The organism is Roseococcus thiosulfatophilus, from assembly GCF_017311575.1.
Taxonomy (GTDB): domain Bacteria; phylum Pseudomonadota; class Alphaproteobacteria; order Acetobacterales; family Acetobacteraceae; genus Roseococcus; species Roseococcus thiosulfatophilus.
On sequence record NZ_JAFFQY010000033.1, the window covers coordinates 52,368 to 65,853 of the forward strand.

At 71.4% G+C, this 13,486-nt stretch carries 13 protein-coding genes; 8 read left to right on the forward strand and 5 right to left on the reverse strand.

Annotated features, from left to right (window positions below; genetic code table 11):
- Positions 1–26 precede the first annotated feature (26 nt).
- The gene (locus tag JTN19_RS11995; protein ID WP_206932740.1) at positions 27–962 is read left to right on the forward strand and encodes a serine/threonine dehydratase; all 936 of its coding nucleotides are present in this window, start codon (positions 27–29) and stop codon (positions 960–962) included.
- A 96-nt stretch (positions 963–1,058) separates the two neighbouring features.
- Here JTN19_RS11995 and JTN19_RS12000 read toward each other — a convergent pair whose 3' ends face one another.
- Together JTN19_RS12000 and argH are read right to left on the reverse strand one after the other, a co-directional pair.
- Positions 1,059–1,199, reverse strand: coding sequence for a hypothetical protein (locus JTN19_RS12000; RefSeq protein ID WP_184386437.1), 141 nt, complete (start codon positions 1,197–1,199; stop codon positions 1,059–1,061).
- Positions 1,196–2,524: an argininosuccinate lyase gene (argH, locus tag JTN19_RS12005; RefSeq protein WP_242531111.1), complete on the reverse strand. Its 1,329-nt coding sequence runs from the start codon at positions 2,522–2,524 to the stop codon at positions 1,196–1,198. Before argH ends, JTN19_RS12000 begins: the two co-directional genes overlap by 4 nt.
- 93 nt (positions 2,525–2,617) lie before the next feature.
- On the opposite strand from argH, the gene JTN19_RS12010 reads away from it, so the two are divergent.
- Entirely contained in the window at positions 2,618–3,163 is a 546-nt protein-coding gene (locus JTN19_RS12010) for a TlpA family protein disulfide reductase (RefSeq protein ID WP_242531112.1), read from the forward strand.
- A gap of 11 nt (positions 3,164–3,174) precedes the next feature.
- On the opposite strand, the gene JTN19_RS12015 is transcribed toward JTN19_RS12010, so the two are convergent.
- Positions 3,175–4,425 carry a DUF3422 family protein gene (locus JTN19_RS12015; RefSeq protein WP_206932744.1) on the reverse strand — a complete coding sequence of 417 codons (1,251 nt, stop codon included), beginning with the start codon at positions 4,423–4,425 and terminating at the stop codon, positions 3,175–3,177.
- An 88-nt stretch (positions 4,426–4,513) separates the two neighbouring features.
- Between JTN19_RS12015 and JTN19_RS12020 the strand changes: the two genes are divergently transcribed.
- Positions 4,514–4,990, forward strand: a complete 477-nt coding sequence (locus tag JTN19_RS12020) for a GNAT family N-acetyltransferase (RefSeq protein WP_206932748.1) — start codon at positions 4,514–4,516, stop codon at positions 4,988–4,990.
- 65 nt (positions 4,991–5,055) lie between these two features.
- On the opposite strand, the gene JTN19_RS12025 is transcribed toward JTN19_RS12020, so the two are convergent.
- On the reverse strand, positions 5,056–6,045 hold the full coding sequence (locus JTN19_RS12025; protein ID WP_206932749.1) for a Bug family tripartite tricarboxylate transporter substrate binding protein: 990 nt from the start codon (positions 6,043–6,045) through the stop codon (positions 5,056–5,058).
- A gap of 82 nt (positions 6,046–6,127) precedes the next feature.
- Here JTN19_RS12025 and JTN19_RS12030 point away from each other — a divergent pair, with 82 nt between their 5' ends.
- Complete coding sequence (locus JTN19_RS12030; protein ID WP_206932755.1) at positions 6,128–7,192, forward strand: NAD/NADP octopine/nopaline dehydrogenase family protein; 1,065 nt, start codon at positions 6,128–6,130, stop codon at positions 7,190–7,192.
- 76 nt (positions 7,193–7,268) lie between these two features.
- Complete coding sequence (locus JTN19_RS12035) at positions 7,269–8,591, forward strand: ferredoxin reductase family protein (protein WP_206932758.1); 1,323 nt, start codon at positions 7,269–7,271, stop codon at positions 8,589–8,591.
- Between the two features lie 128 nt (positions 8,592–8,719).
- Here the strand turns inward: JTN19_RS12035 and JTN19_RS12040 are convergent, their stop codons facing one another.
- Positions 8,720–9,217, reverse strand: coding sequence for an ureidoglycolate lyase (locus JTN19_RS12040; RefSeq protein ID WP_206932762.1), 498 nt, complete (start codon positions 9,215–9,217; stop codon positions 8,720–8,722).
- A 149-nt stretch (positions 9,218–9,366) separates the two neighbouring features.
- Between JTN19_RS12040 and JTN19_RS12045 the strand changes: the two genes are divergently transcribed.
- The 3 genes from JTN19_RS12045 (at position 9,367) to JTN19_RS12055 (ending at position 13,485) form a co-directional block, all read left to right on the forward strand.
- Positions 9,367–11,628, forward strand: coding sequence for a penicillin acylase family protein (locus JTN19_RS12045; protein WP_242531090.1), 2,262 nt, complete (start codon positions 9,367–9,369; stop codon positions 11,626–11,628).
- Positions 11,628–12,260: a TetR/AcrR family transcriptional regulator gene (locus JTN19_RS12050; RefSeq protein WP_184386430.1), complete on the forward strand. Its 633-nt coding sequence runs from the start codon at positions 11,628–11,630 to the stop codon at positions 12,258–12,260. Before JTN19_RS12045 ends, JTN19_RS12050 begins: the two co-directional genes overlap by 1 nt.
- 70 nt (positions 12,261–12,330) lie before the next feature.
- Complete coding sequence (locus JTN19_RS12055) at positions 12,331–13,485, forward strand: Gfo/Idh/MocA family protein (RefSeq protein ID WP_206932766.1); 1,155 nt, start codon at positions 12,331–12,333, stop codon at positions 13,483–13,485.
- Position 13,486: the final 1 nt, after the last annotated feature.

Sequence of the window (13,486 nt, forward strand, 5' to 3'; positions counted from 1 at the left end):
GCGCGCCGGCATGGTCTGCCGGTGAGATGACCCCGACGCCCGACGACATCAAGGCCGCCGCCCGCCGCATCGCGGGCGATGTGCGGCGCACCCCCGTGATGGAGCTGAACCTCGGCCATAGGGTGACGCTGAAGCTGGAGCAGTTGCAGGTGACCGGCAGCTTCAAGCCGCGCGGCGCCTTCAACGCCATGCGCACCCGCCCGCCCGGCCCGGCGGGGGTGGTGGCGGCCTCGGGCGGGAACCATGGCGCGGCGGTGGCCGCCGCCGCCCAGGCGCTGGGACTTCCAGCCGAAATCTTCGTCCCCGAGATCACGGCCGAGGCCAAGCGCGCCCGCATCCAGGGCTTCGGCGCCCGGCTGGTGGTGGGAGGTGCGGCCTATGACCAGGCGCGCGAGGCGAGCGAAGCCCGCGCCGCCGAGACCGGCGCGCTGCTGATCCACGCCTATGACCAGCCCGAGGTGCTGGCCGGCCAGGGCACGGTGGCAGCGGAATGGTCGGAGCAATCGCCCGACCTCACCCACCTGCTGGTGGCGGTGGGCGGTGGCGGGCTGATCGGGGGCATGGCGGCCTGGCATGCCGCCACGGGCGTGACGCTGGTGGCCGTCGAGCCCGAGGGCTGTCCCTGCCTGAATGCCGCGCTGGCCGCCGGGCGCCCCGTGCCAGCCCCGGTGGGGGGCGCGGCGGCGGACAGCCTGGGCGCCCGCCAGGTGGGGGCGCTGATGTTTCCGCTGGCGGCGCGGCTCCACGCGGCGGGCCGGCTGGTGCCCACCCTCGTCACGGACGCGTCCATCCGCGAGGCGCAGCTTCGCCTCTGGAACGAGGCGCGGGTGGTGGCCGAGCCGGGCGGGGCGACGGCCCTGGCCGCCCTGCTCTCCGGCCGCTGGGTGCCGCCGGCAGGTGCCCGGGTGGGGGTCCTGGTCTGCGGCGCGAACACCGACCCGGGAAGCCTGTTGGGCGACTGATTCACCGCTCCGGCGTTCCGCCTCCGCGGATCAGGCGCTGGCTGGGCGACTGATTCACCGCTCCGGCGTTCCGCCTCCGCGGATCAGGCGCTGGCCTCACCGCGGCGCCGGATAGACCCGCGGGAAGGTGATCTGGTCCGGCGGGCCGGGCGGGCGCGGCGGCCCGGCGCGGCCACAGGCGGCCAGGATGGGGGCCGCCAGCGCCAGCACCAGCAGGGTCAGAACGGCTCGCTTCATCCCAGGCGCTCCTGCCATTCGCGCGCCATGGCGCGCACACTGTCCGGCGCCGTGCCGCCATGGCTGCGGCGCGAGGCCACCGAGGCCGCCGGCGAAAGCACGCCGAAGACGCCCTCATGGATGCGGGAATCCACCTCGCGCATCTCCATAATGGTAAGGCCCGAGAGGTCCACGCCCATCCCCTCCGCCTTGGCCACCAGCCGGCCCGTGACGTGGTGCGCGTCGCGGAAGGGCAGCTTCAGCTCCCGCACCAGCCAGTCGGCGAGGTCGGTCGCCGTGGAGAAGCCCGCCCCGGCGGCCGCGGCCATGCGGGGGATGTTGGGCTGCATGTCCCGCACCATGGCCGCCGTGGCAGCGAGGCAGAGGGTCAGGCTCTCGGCCGCGTCGAAGACGCCTTCCTTGTCCTCCTGCAAATCCTTCGCATAGGTCAGGGCTAGGCCCTTCACCACCGTCAGCAGGCCCACTAGCGCGCCATTGATGCGGCCGGTCTTGCCGCGCACCAGCTCCGCCGCGTCGGGGTTGCGCTTCTGCGGCATGATGGAGCTGCCGGTGGTCAGGTTGTCCGGCAGGGTCACGAAGCCGAAGGCGGGGTTGGTCCAGATCACGATTTCTTCCGCCAGCCGCGAGAGATGCGTCGCGCAGATGGCGCAGGCGGCCAGGAACTCCATGGCGAAGTCGCGGCTGCCTACCCCGTCCAGGCTGTTGCGGGTGGGCTGGTCGAAGCCCAGCGCCTTGGCCGTGGCGTGGCGGTCAATGGGAAAGCCCGTGCCGCACATGGCGGCCGAGCCCAGCGGGCATTCGTTCAGCCGGGCGCGGGCGTCCAGCATCCGCCCCCGGTCGCGCCAAAGCATCTCGGCATAGGCCAGCAGATGGTGGCCGAAGGTGGTGGGCTGGGCCGGCTGGAGATGGGTGTAGCCGGGCATGATGGTGCCGGCATGTTCCTCGGCGCGGCGGACGAAGACGCGGATCAGTTCCAGCTGCTGGGCCGCCAGCCCGTCCATGGCATCCCGCACCCAGAGGCGGAAATCGGTCGCCACCTGGTCGTTTCGGCTGCGGGCCGTGTGCAGGCGCTTGCCGGCCTCGCCGATGCGCTCGGTCAGCCGGGCCTCGATGTTCATGTGGACATCTTCCAGCGCCTCGGACCATTCGAAGCGCCCGGCCTCGATCTCGGCGGCGATGTCGGCCAGGCCTTTCTGGATCGCGGCCTCGTCCTCGCTGGAAATGATGCCCACATGCGCCAACATGGCGGCATGGGCGAGGCTTCCACGGATGTCCTGGCGCCACATCTTGGCATCGAAGCCGATCGAGGCATTGATGGCCTGCATGATGGCGGAGGGGCCTTCGGCGAAGCGCCCGCCCCATTGCTGGTTGGTGCCGGTTTGGTTGGGAATGGACAAGGGAGTGCCGCTTTCGTGCTGATGCGTCGTCGCCAGATGGGCCTGGCCCTTGTTGCCCCCGCGATCCTGCCCATGCAAGCGGCACGCGCGCAGCACACGCAGACCGGCATCGAGCGGCTGCGCGAGGAACGCCGCCCCGCCCCGGCCGTCTCCTTCACCGATGCCGAGGGAAAGCCCCATTCCTTCACCGATTTCGCGGGCCAGGGGCTGGTGGTGAACTTCTGGGCCACCTGGTGCCCGCCCTGCGTGGCCGAGATGCCGGCCCTCGACCGCCTGGCCGGCATCGTGGCCGAGGAACGCATCCAGGTGCTCGCCCTCTCCTCCGACCGGGGCGGGCGCGAGGTGGTGCAGGCCTTCTACGAACGGCTGGGGCTGCAGCGGCTGGCCATCTGGCTCGACCCGCGCGGGGCGGCGACGCGCGGCGCCGGGGCGCGCGGCCTGCCCACCACCTTGCTGATTGACCGCGACGGGATGGAGCGCGGCCGCCTGACCGGTGAGGCGGTGTGGGACGCGCCGCCCCTGGTCGAGGCGGTGCGGCGGCTGACCTCGCCCGGCGCGGCGGGGTAGCCCCCCTTCCCTCAGTGATCGCTTTCCAGCCGCCGCTTGCGGAGGTTCAGCCAGACCAGGGCGGCGATCAGGGGGACCAGCGCGGCGATGATCATCTCCGCCGTGGTGCCCACGCGGTCCCAGAAGGGCAGCGGCTTGATGAGGTAGCCGATCACGGTCAGCAGGTAATAGGTGATGCCCGCGACCGAGAGCCCTTCCACCGTCTGTTGCAGGCGAAGCTGGGCGCGGCCGGTGGCGGCGAGGGTCGCCAACTGCTTCTCGGCCTGTTCCTCCTGCGCCACGGCCACGCGGGCGCGGAGCAATTCCACGAGGCGCGCGCCGCGCATGGACAGCGCGCTGATCCGCGCGCCCGTGGCCGTGACGGTCGCCATCGCGGGTTCCAGCCGGCGGTCCAGGAAGCGGCTCAGCGTCGGGATGCCGTGCAGCGGCACCTCGCCCAGTTCGGCCAGCCGGCGCAGCACCAGGCGGTGATAGGCGGCGCTGGCCGAAAAGCGCTCGGAGGTGTCGGCGCTGGCGCGTTCGATCTCGCCGGCCACCTCGGTCAGTTCCTCCAGCGTGGCGCGCTCGGTCGAGAGTTCATGCAGGGCGGGAAGCTGCGCCGAAATGCGCGCGAATTGCGCCGAGGCGTTGGACAGCACCGGCCCCACCCCGCGCGCCGCCGGAAGCGCCAGCAGGGCCATGGCGCGGTAGGTCTCGATCTCCCACAGAAGCTGGGCGAGGCGCCCGGCCAGGATGGGGTTGGGCGCGCCCGCCAGCAGGATGCGCGTGAACCCGTCCGGGTGCAGGCGGAAATCGGTGAAGACCATCGCCACCTGGTCCGCCACGGCGGCACCCGCGATGCTGTCGGTGACGAAGCCGCAGGCCTCCACCTTCGCGTCCACCAGCGCGATATGGGTGGCGGCGATGGCCTGCCCCGGCAGCTTCGCCAGCCAGTCGGGCGGCAGATGCGCGATGGCGGGGCGGGCGAAGGGGTGCTCGGGGTCGGCGCCGGGCGCCAGGAAGTTCCAGCCGGTGAATTCCGTGTGGCGCTCGAAGCGCAGGCGGAAGGCGCCGAAATCCGCCAGGAACCAGGAGGCCCCGGGCCGCGGCGGCACCACCCCGTGCCGGGCGCAGAGGGCCGCCAGGTGCGCGTCCTCCGCCTCGCGGTCCGGGTTGGCCATGGCCAGCCGCGACAGCCGTGCCGGCAGCTCGATGGGGATGGCCGGCCGGGCATGGAGTTCGCCGGCCAGCGCCTCGCGCTGCGGATGGGAGGGGAAGCTCATCCGCCCCAACCTAACGTGGCCCGGCGCCCGGGGGAATGACGATGTCACGGCGCTGGGCAAGCCGCCCCGCCCATGGAAGATTGGCCGCATGGAGATTCGCGACATCACCGAGGCCGACCTGCCCGCCCTGCTGGCGCTGAACAACAGCGAGGCCGAGGCGGTGAACGAAATGACGCTGGACGCCTTCGAGGGGCGGCTCCGCAGCGCCTATGCCGCCCGCATGGTGGCGGATGGCTCGGGCTTCCTGCTGGCCTTCGACCACGCCACCCCGCCCCAGGGCCCCAACCACGCCTGGTTCACCGCACGGGAGAGCTATTTCGCCTATGTGGACCGGGTGGTGGTGGCGGCCGCCGCGCGCGGCCGGGGCGTGGCCAGCGCGCTGTATGAGGACCTCGCCGCCATCGCGCGGGCCGACAAGATCCCGCTGATGGTCTGCGAGGTGAACCTGGAGCCGCTGAACGAGGTCAGCATGGCCTTCCATGAGCGGCGGGGCTTCACCATCGCGGGCGAGTCCCTCGACCATCGCTATGGCAAGCGGGTGCGCTACCTCCGCAAGCCGATCTAGTTCGACCCGTTCAGGGCCGTAGCGGCTGATTCACCGCTCCGGCCTTCGCCTCCGCGGATCAGGCGCTAGTTCATCTGCGCGCCCGAGAGCCGCACCAGCTCCGCATGGCGGGGGATTTCGGCGGCGAGATAATCGCGCAGCCGTTCGGGCGTGCCGCCGCCATCCAGCGCCATGCCAGCGCCCTCAAGCCGCTGCCGGGCGCCGGGGTCGGCCAGGATTTCGTTGGCCAGGGTGTTCAGCCGCGCCACCAGCGCCGGGTCCGCGCCGCGCGGCAGCATCAGGCAGAACCAGGTGCCGAAGGCGAGGCCATCCATGCCGAGTTCCGCCGCGGTCGGCACGTCGGGCAGTTGCGGCACGCGCTGTTCCGACAGCACCGCCAGCGCCCGCACCCGCCCCGACGTCACCAGCGGCTGCGCGCCGGTGACAAGGTTGAACATGGACTGGATGCGGCCCGAGAGCAGGTCCGTCACCGCCGCCGCCGGCGCCGTGTAGGGCACATGGGTCAGCCGCGTATCGGTCCGGGACGCGAACAGCTCCGCCGCCAGGTGCATGGAGGAGCCATTGCCCGTGGTGCCATGGTTGATGGCGCCGGGGTTGGCGCGGGCGTAATCGCGGAATTCGGCCAGGCTGCGCGCCGGGAAGTCGTTGTTCACGATCAGGATGTTGGGCACGCTGCCCAGCAGGATCACGGGCGTGAAGTCGGTCTGCGGGTTGAAGGGCATCTCGCGGTAGAGGGCGGGGTTGGTCGCCATCGTGCCCGCCCAGGTCCAGAGCAGGGTGTAGCCATCGGGTGCCGCGCGGGCGGCGAGGTTGGCACCCACATTGCCCGCGGCACCCCCGCGGTTCTCGATGACCACGGGCTGGGGCAGGCGCTTTTCCATCTCATTGGCGAAGATGCGCGCGAGCGTATCCGCCGTGCCACCGCCGCCCGGCGCGGGGACGATGATGCGGATGGGGCGGGAGGGCCAGGCGCCGCCCTGCGCCCAGGCGGAGGACACGGCGGGGGTGGCGGCCAGCGCGGGGGCGGCCAGCAGCGCGCGACGGGAAAGGGCCAAGGCTGTTCTCCTGTGTCTGGGCCGAGACTAGGGAAACTTGCCCCGACCGTCCAAGCTCCTTCCCGAACAGGGAGGGATGGGCATGCGGCTGGCGATTTTGGGGGCGGGGGCGGTGGGGCCGGCGGCGGCGGTGCTGGCGGCCTCGCGCGGGCATGAGGTGGCGCTGTGGTCGCCCTCGGGCGCGGGCACGCGCGGGCTCGGGCCGCTGCTGCACGGCGAGGGCGCGCTGGCGGGAAGCTGGCCCGTCCGCGTGGCGGCCACCCTGCCCGAGGCGCTGGAGGGGGCCGAGGCGGCGCTGCTGGCCGTGCCGGCCTATGCCTTCCCGGGTTTGCTGCCCCGCATCGCCGCGGTGCTGCCGGCGGGGGTGACGCTGCTGGTCTCGCCCGCCGCCTCGCTGGCGCCGCTGGCCTTCGACGCGCTCTGGGCTTCCGTGGCGGGGCCGCGCCGCGCGCCCGTGGGGGCGCTGGCCACCACCCCCTGCACGGCGCGGCGCATCGGGCCCGACCGGGTGCGCGTCATCGGCCTCCGGGCGGCGGTGGATGTGGCCGCGATCCCGTCCGCGGCCGCGCCCGAGGTCGCCGCGCTGGCCCACACCCTGTTCGGCCATGAATGCCCCTTGGCGCCGGACGCGCTGCAACCCGCGCTGGCCAACGCCAACCCCATCATCCATGCAGCACTTGCGCTGGCGAATGTCTCGCGCATCGAGCGGGGCGAGACCTGGCCGCAATACGGGCTGATGACCGAGGCCACCTGCCGCCTGATGGAGGCGCTGGCCGGGGAACGCGCGGCGCTCGCCGCCGCCTTTGGCCATGCCGTGCCGGACCTCGAGGAATCCCTGCACCGCGCCTCCGCCGTGCCGCGCGGGCCGCTGCATGAGATGGGCGCGGCCATCCAGGCCAAGGGCGCCACGGTGAACGGCCCGGCCAGCATGGACACGCGCTATGTCACCGAGGACGTGCCCTATGGCCTCGCCTTCTACACCGCCCTGGCCGAGGCCAAGGGCGTGCCCATGCCGCGCACCCGCGCCACCATCACGGTGATGGAGGCGCTGTGGGGGATGGACCTCTCCTCCAACCCGCTGCTGGCGGGACTCGACCTGCATGGCATCGGCGAGGCGCTGCGCGCGGGCTACGGCCGGGCAAGGTGACGGCGCAACCCGGCGGGGCGGGCGGTGTTCCCCTCCTGCAACCCGCGCCGCATGGCGCGCAGGAGGGGGAACGCACATGGGCCGGCGGCCTGCGGCCTGGATCGGGCTTTATCTCTTGCTGGTGCTGGCGCCCCAGGCGCTGCTCTTCCTGGGCGAGGTTCCGCCCGGGCGTTCCTTCTGGTGGAACTTCTCGATGGCGACGGGCTTCGCCGCCATGGCCATGATGGGGGTGCAGTTCGCCCTCACGTCACGCATCCGCAAGTTCAGCGCGCCCTTCGGCATTGATATCATCTACCTGTTCCACCGCTATCTGGCCTGGATCGCGCTCGGGCTGGCCGCGCTGCATTTCGGGCTGCTCTGGTGGCTCTACCCCCACACATTGGGCGAGACCTTCGACCCGCGCTACGCGGATTGGGAGCTGACGGCGGGGCGGGCGGCGCTGCTGCTGTTCGGGCTCGCGGTCGTCACCTCCGAATGGCGCAAGACGCTGCGGCTGGAATACGGGCTCTGGCGCTACCTGCACGTGATCTTCGCCACGCTGGGCTTCGCGGCCGCCGTCGCGCACATCATCGGCATCGGCTATTTCACGGCGGCTCCGCTGAAGCGGGCGCTGTGGCTGGCGGTGACGCTCAGCTGGCTCGTCCTGCTGGTCTGGATGCGCGTGGTGAAGCCCTGGCGGCAGCGGCGCGCGCCCTGGCGCGTGGTCGAGGTCCGGCCCGGGCGCAACAAGGTCTGGACCCTGGCCGTCGAGCCCGTGGGGCATGGGGGGCTGACGGGCTTCATGCCTGGGCAATTCGCCTGGCTGACGCTGCGCGCCTCGCCCTTCGGGCTGCGCGAGCACCCCTTCTCCATCTCCTCCCCGCCCGAGGCCCTGCCGCGCATCGAGTTCGGCATCAAGGAGTTGGGCGACTTCACCGGGAAGATCGGCGAGATCAAGCCCGGCGAGACGGCCTATCTGGATGCGCCCTTCGGCGTCTTCTCGCCTTCCATGCAGCCGGGCGTGGAGGGCTTTGTGGCGGTGGTGGGCGGCGTCGGCGTCACCCCGGTGATGAGCATGCTGCGCAGCCTGTCCGCCCAGGGCGACCGCCGCCCCTTCTGGGTGTTCTACGGCAACAAGAACTGGGAGGACGTCGCCTTCCGCGAGGAGCTGGACACGTTGCGGGACCGCATGGACCTGCGCCTGATCCACATCCTGGAAGACCCGCCCGAGGGCTGGACGGGAGAGACGGGCTTCGTGGACCAGGCGCTGCTGGAGCGCCACCTGCCCCCGGCGCCACGCCCCCGCCTGCACCACTTCCTGTGCGGCCCCACGCCCATGACCCGCGCCGCGGAGGAAGCGCTGCACGCCATGGGCGTGGAGCCGGCGCGCGTGCAGACCGAAATCTTCGAGCTCGTCTGAAGGGAGGACGCCGATGCGACGCAAGACCGCCCTCTGGCTGGCCCTGCTGACGGGAGCCCTCGTCGTGCTGCTGTCGGCGCTATTCGCCTGGCTGCGTTAGACCATGATCCGCCTCCGCGGATCGCGCTCTATGGAATGATCTCGATCACGGTGCCGAATTCCTGGTCCAGCCGCACCGTGTGGTGGTCCGTCTCGTTGGTGTCGCTGAGTTCGAGGTTGAGGAAGTCCGCGCTCTCTGCCTCGAAATAGGGCCCGGCATGCCAGGTGCCGCGCTTCAGCGCGAGCGCCACCCCACCGCCGATGCGGAAGCAGGCGATGCGCGCGGGGTCTGGCGTCTCGGGCGCGTCGGGATCCCGCGGCGCGGCCAGGCAGATGAACCAATCCTTCCCCCCCGTCGCCGCCAGGCATTGCGTGACGCGGCTGTGGCGCGTGATACCGCGCACCAGCAGCGGCTTGCGGTTCAGCCGCATGATGTAGAGCCGCGGCGTGCCGCGCCCGAGTTCCAGCGGGGCATCGGCCGGGCCGAAGGGCGTGCCGTCCTCGCCGGGGGTGATGAGCGTGCCGTAGGGCGTGATGGATTCGGGCGTGGCGGGCTCGGCCTTCAGGCGGAGCGTGGTCAGGCTCATGCGGCGTTCTCCTTATGCGGCACAGGACCTTCTTCGCACATCCCGCACCAGGGGCGCGCGCGAATTGACAGCCGGGGGTGGCAGGGCTTGGCTTTCGCGCTTTGCCGGCCGGCGCACCGAGGCGCCGCCCCCACAGGATGCGCCGCCGCATGAGCACCCCCACCGAGACCCTTCACCTCCCTGGCCTGCCCGCCGAGGCCGAGATCATCACGGACCGCTGGGGCATCCCCCACATCCGCGCCGCCACGCAGGAGGGCGCCTTCTTCGCCCAGGGCTTCCAGGCGGCACGGGACCGGCTGTGGCAGATGGACAGCTGGCGCAAGCGGGGGCTGGGGCTGCTGGCGGGCGATCTGGGCGCCGCCTATGTGGAGCGCGACGTGGCGGCGCGGCTGCTGCTCTACCGCGGCGACATGGAGGCGGAGTGGGCCGAATACGGACCGGACGCGAAGGCCTGGACCACGGCCTTCGTGGCGGGCATCAACGCCTATGTGGACCTCGTGGCGCGCGAGCCCGAGCGCCTGCCGCTGGAATTCCGCCTGCTGGGCACGCAGCCCGCGCATTGGGCGCCCGAGGATGTGGTGCGCTGCCGCACCCATGCCCGGGTGCGCAACCTCGATGCCGAGGTGACGCGCAACAACATCGCCGTCCGGCACGGGATGGCGGCGGACCGCTTCCACAAGCTGCTCCAGCCGGACTGGACGGTGATCATCCCCGAGGGCTGGCTGGCGGAGGAAGTCCCGCCCGAGGTCATGCGCACCTACCTGCTGGCGACCGACCCCGCCGCCATCGCCAATGGCACGCCCACCGACCCGATCGCGCTCGACGCCCAGGGCAGCAACAACTGGGCGCTGGCGCCGTCGCGCACCACCACCGGCCGCGCGATCCTGGCGAGCGACCCGCACCGCGTTCATGAACAGCCCTCGCTGCGCTACATCACGCATCTGACGGCGCCGGGGCTGGACGTGATCGGCGCTGGGGAGCCGGCGGTGCCGGGGGTGAGCCTCGGGCACAATGACGTGCTGGCCTTCTCTCTGACCATCCACCCGACGGACCAGGAGGACCTCTACGTCTATGAGCTGAACGCCGAGGACCCGGAGCTGTATCGCTACGCGGGCGGCTGGGAGCGGATGCGGCTGGTGGAGGAGGAGGTTCCAGTGCGCGGCGAGGCGCCGCGGCGCGTGACCCTGCGCTTCACCCGGCATGGGCCGGTGCTGCACCGCGACCTGGCGCGCCACCGCGCCTGGGCGGTGCGCAGCGTGTGGCAATTGCCGGGCAACGCGGCCTACCTGGCCAGCCTGAACTACCTCCAGGCACGCAGCTTCGAGGATTACACGAAAGCGCTGGAAGGCTGGGGCGCGCCGTCCAGCAACCATGTGGTGGCGGATGTGGCGGGCAATATTGGCTGGGCCGCGGCGGGGATGGTGCCGGTGCGGACGACCTCGGACGGGCTGCTGCCGGTGCCGGGCGATGGGCGGCATGAATGGGGAGGCATCATGCGCTCCTCCGGCCTGCCGCGGGCGAAAAACCCCGGATGCGGCTGGCTCGGCACCGCCAACCAGATGAACCTGCCCGAAGGCTATGACTTCGCCACAAAGCGCACCGGCTTCGAATGGACCGATGGCGCGCGCTATGCCCGGCTGTCCGAGGCGCTGACGGGCGACAAACGCTGGTCGGTGGCGGAGACGCTGGCCCTGCAATCGGACGTGACCTGCGTGCCCGCGCGGCGGCTCTGCGCGCTGCTGGTCGGGCTGGATGACGCGCACCCGGCCTTCGCGCTGCTGGCCGGCTGGGATCACCGGCTGGCGGCCGAGAGCGGCGCGGCGGCGCTCTTCGAGATCTGGTTCGCGCGGCATCTCGTTCCCGGCGTGATGCGGAATTGGGCGCCGGAGGGTGTGGCCGCCATGGTCGCGGTGCCGGACACCCAGCTGATCCTGCACCTGTTGGAAACCGACACCGACCGCCGCGACGCGCTGCTGCGCGGGACGCTGGTCGCGGCCTGGGAGGATGCCACGCAGCGCCTCGGCGCCGACACCGCCGCCTGGCAATGGGGCGCGCTGCACCAGGGCTATTTCGAGCACCCGCTGTCGCGCTTCGCCCCGGCACTCGCGGCAAAGCTGGATGTGGGGCCGGCGCCGCGCGGGGGGTCGAACCTGACGATCAACAACAATGGTTGGCGGGCCTCGGATTTCCGCGTCATCTCGGGCGTGTCCTGGCGCATGGTGCTGGATGTGGGCGACTGGGACCAGAGCTTCACCATCAACAGCCCCGGTCAGTCGGGCGATCCGGACAGCCCGCATTACCGCGACCTGTTTCCGCTCTGGGCGCGGGATGAATCCGTGCCGCTGCTGTTCAGCCCGGAAGCGGTGGACGCGGCCGCCGAATCCCGCCTGTTGCTGCGGCCGGCGGCGTGATGGACGCGGCCCCGCCCCTCTCGCCGCGCGCCGCCGCCACGCGCCAGCGCATCCTGGACGCGGCCATGGCGGAGTTCGCCGCCAAGGGCCTGGCGGGAGCGCGCGTGGACGAGATCGCGGCGCGCGCCGGTGCCAACAAGCGCATGCTCTATGCCTATTTCGGCGCGAAGGAGGACCTCTGGCTGACCGTGCTGGAGGCCGCCTATGCCGCCAAGCGCGAGGAAGAGGAACAACTTGACGTCGCCCACCTGCCGCCCGCCGAGGCCATGGCGCGGCTGGTCGCCTTCAACCTGCGCTACACCGCCCGCCACCCGGAATTCGTGGCCTTGCTGAACCAGGAAAACGTCCACGCGGCGGCGCATCTGCGGCGCTCGGGCAATGTGCCGGCGCTCTACTCGCCGCTGACCACGCGGCTGCGCGAGGTGCTGGCGCGGGGTGCCGCCGAGGGCCTGTTCCGCCGCGATGTGGACCCGTTGCAACTCTACCTCTCCATCGTGGCTCTCGGGCATTTCACGGTGGCCAACCGCTTCACCCTCTCCACCATCTTCGGCACGGATTTGGGCAGCGAGGCGGCGTTGCAGGCACGCGAGGCCCATGCGGTGGAGGTGGTGCTCGGCTACCTGCGGCCCTGATTCCCGCTTGACCTGATGGCGTGTCCCGGCTGAAGTAACCATCTGGTTACTTCGGGAAGGAAACGCGACCATGGCGGAACGCCGCATCGGCCTCATCATGAACGGCGTCACGGGGCGCATGGGCATGAACCAGCACCTCATCCGCTCCATCGCGGCCATCCGGGCCGATGGCGGGGTGAAGCTGGCCAATGGCGACACGCTGATGCCGGACCCCATCATCACCGGCCGCAACCGCGGCAAGCTGGAGGCGCTGGCGAAGGCGCATGGCATCGAGCGCGTCAGCACCGACCTCGACGCCTGCCTGGCCGACCCGAAGGACGAGCTCTTCTTCGACGCCGCCACCACGCAGATGCGCGCGGGGCTGATCCGCAAGGCCATCGCCGCCGGCAAGCACGTCTATTGCGAGAAGCCCACGGCCGACACGCTGGGGGATGCGCTGGAACTCGCGCGGCTCGCGAAGCAGGCCGGGGTCAAGCATGGCGTGGTGCAGGACAAGCTGTTCCTGCCCGGGCTGCGCAAGCTGAAGATGGTGATCGACAGCGGCTTCCTGGGGAAGATCCTCAGCATCCGCGGCGAATTCGGCTACTGGGTCTTCGAGGGCGATCTCCAGCCCACGCAGCGCCCCTCCTGGAACTACAAGCTGGCCGAGGGCGGCGGCATCATCCTCGATATGCTGTGCCACTGGCGCTACGTGCTGGACAACCTCTTCGGCAATGTCGAGAGCGTGAGTTGCCTCGGCGCCATCCACATCCCCCGCCGCGTGCAGGAGGATGGCACCTACTACGACGCCGACGCCGATGACGCCGCCTATGCGACCTTCCAGCTGGAAGGGGGGGCCATCGCGCACATCAACTCCTCCTGGTGCACGCGGGTGCGGCGCGATGACCTGGTCACCTTCCATGTGGACGGCACCCATGGCAGCGCGGTGGCGGGCCTGACCGATTGCTGGACCCAGGCGCGGGTGAACACGCCCAAGCCCGTCTGGAACCCCGACATTCCCCAGCCCATCAACTTCTTCGAGGGCTGGCAGAAGGTGCCCGACACCCAGCCCTATCCCAACGGCTTCCGGGTGCAGTGGGAACTCTTCCTCCGCCACATCGCGGGCGAAGTGCCGGACTATCCGTGGAACCTGCTGGCCGGTGCCAAGGGCGTGCAGCTCGCCATGGCCGGGCTGCAATCCTGGAAGGAACGCCGCTGGGTGGACCTGCCGAAGCTGGAGGCCTGAC

Bases quoted from the DNA above. Each gene is read 5' to 3' on its own strand.
- JTN19_RS12050 (WP_184386430.1), top strand. From the start codon at position 11,628: ATGGACGCGGCCCCGCCCCTCTCGCCGCGCGCCGCCGCCACGCGCCAG.
- JTN19_RS12020 (WP_206932748.1), top strand. From the start codon at position 4,514: ATGGAGATTCGCGACATCACCGAGGCCGACCTGCCCGCCCTGCTGGCG.
- argH (WP_242531111.1), bottom strand. From the start codon at position 2,524: ATGCAGGCCATCAATGCCTCGATCGGCTTCGATGCCAAGATGTGGCGC.
- JTN19_RS12015 (WP_206932744.1), bottom strand. From the start codon at position 4,425: ATGAGCTTCCCCTCCCATCCGCAGCGCGAGGCGCTGGCCGGCGAACTC.
- JTN19_RS12040 (WP_206932762.1), bottom strand. From the start codon at position 9,217: ATGAGCCTGACCACGCTCCGCCTGAAGGCCGAGCCCGCCACGCCCGAA.
- JTN19_RS11995 (WP_206932740.1), top strand. From the start codon at position 27: ATGACCCCGACGCCCGACGACATCAAGGCCGCCGCCCGCCGCATCGCG.
- JTN19_RS12010 (WP_242531112.1), top strand. From the start codon at position 2,618: ATGCGTCGTCGCCAGATGGGCCTGGCCCTTGTTGCCCCCGCGATCCTG.
- JTN19_RS12045 (WP_242531090.1), top strand. From the start codon at position 9,367: ATGAGCACCCCCACCGAGACCCTTCACCTCCCTGGCCTGCCCGCCGAG.
- JTN19_RS12030 (WP_206932755.1), top strand. From the start codon at position 6,128: ATGCGGCTGGCGATTTTGGGGGCGGGGGCGGTGGGGCCGGCGGCGGCG.
- JTN19_RS12000 (WP_184386437.1), bottom strand. From the start codon at position 1,199: ATGAAGCGAGCCGTTCTGACCCTGCTGGTGCTGGCGCTGGCGGCCCCC.
- JTN19_RS12035 (WP_206932758.1), top strand. From the start codon at position 7,269: ATGGGCCGGCGGCCTGCGGCCTGGATCGGGCTTTATCTCTTGCTGGTG.
- JTN19_RS12055 (WP_206932766.1), top strand. From the start codon at position 12,331: ATGGCGGAACGCCGCATCGGCCTCATCATGAACGGCGTCACGGGGCGC.